We start from the raw sequence: 587 nt of genomic DNA, 5'->3' as shown, positions 1-587 counted from the left end.
GTCGTAGCCTTCCACCTCGCCGAAGCGCGTGCCGTCCGTCCAGGCCTGGCGGGCCTCCTCGATCTCCTGCTGCGTACGGCCGATGAAGTTCCACCACATGATCAGCTCTTCTTCGAACGGCTCACCGCCCAGGAGCATCAGGCCCGCGTCCGACTCCGCGCGCAAGGGCAGTTCCGAGCGACCGCAGCCGAGGTAGAGCATGGATCCCGGCGGTACGGGGACGCCGTCCACCTCGGCCTCGCCGGACATGGACAGGACGGCGTACTCGAAGTCCGGCTCCAGCGGCAGGCGCGCCTCGGCGCCGCGGGCGAGGGCCNNCGGTGAGACCGGGCGCGGTGACGACGGGCAGGTCCGCGTGGTGCTGGAAGTGCGGCTGGACCTGGCGGTGCGCGTCGGGCAGCGCCACCCAGAGCTGGGCGCCGTGCAGAAAGCGGGCATGCCGTCGCGGGCTCTCCTCGGAGTGGGAGATCGCCCGGCCCGAGGTCATCAGGCCCAGTTCACGCGGGCGTACGGTCTGGAGACTGCCGAGGCTGTCGCGGTGCAGCACCTCGCCGTCGTGCAGCCAGCTCACCGTCTGGAGGCCCATG

Annotated in this window: 1 protein-coding gene and 1 pseudogene; both read right to left on the bottom strand. The window is 71.5% G+C overall.

The window, feature by feature from the left end:
• Positions 1 to 316 (bottom strand): annotated as a pseudogene (locus tag BFF77_RS37640) (pirin-like C-terminal cupin domain-containing protein); the annotation flags it as partial.
• Positions 317 to 318: 2 nt separating this feature from the next.
• The coding region (locus BFF77_RS37635; RefSeq protein WP_425424467.1) for a pirin family protein at positions 319 to 587 on the bottom strand (269 nt) is incomplete at both ends.

Source organism: Streptomyces lushanensis (assembly GCF_001700515.1).
In the GTDB taxonomy this organism is placed as follows: Bacteria; Actinomycetota; Actinomycetes; order Streptomycetales; family Streptomycetaceae; genus Streptomyces; species Streptomyces lushanensis.
This window is presented reverse-complemented; position numbering and strand designations above follow the sequence as displayed.